Annotated in this window: 1 protein-coding gene; it reads left to right on the forward strand. The window is 37.0% G+C overall.

What is annotated here, in order from left to right:
- The coding region (locus OU788_RS12700) for a hypothetical protein (RefSeq protein WP_274635494.1) at positions 1-486 on the forward strand (486 nt) is incomplete at both ends.

The raw sequence follows: 486 nt of genomic DNA on the forward strand, positions 1-486 counted from the left end.
GAGTAATTACAGTTACTATACCAGCTGGAGGAGCAACTACTGGAGTCTACACAGCTACGTTAACAGGAGCATTAGGATCAAGTTTTACTTTAACTGGATCAGGTCCATTTGATTTCACAGGTTTAGTAGCAGATACATATACGGTTGCATTAGAGGATTCAAATGGATGTTCTCCTTCAACTCAAAATATTACAATTAATCCAAATTTAGACTTTGATATTACTCCAGTAAGCATTTTAACTTGTGCGGCTGGTGCAGAGTATGCTATTGAAGTTATTTCAGGAACAGGAAGTTATACCTATGAAGTTGATAGTCCAACAACACCAAATGTTGTAACAGGAACTATAGTTGCAGGAACAGGAGTAAGCGATAACTTTACTTTACCAGTGACTACTCCAGTAGGAACGTATACGGTTAGAGTTACAGATACAGGTTCAGGAAATTGTGTTGTAAATAAGACATTTGAAATAACAACACCAGTTGATC

Origin of the sequence: Tenacibaculum sp. L6, from assembly GCF_028823685.1 — a bacterium.
Classification (GTDB): domain Bacteria; phylum Bacteroidota; class Bacteroidia; order Flavobacteriales; family Flavobacteriaceae; genus Polaribacter.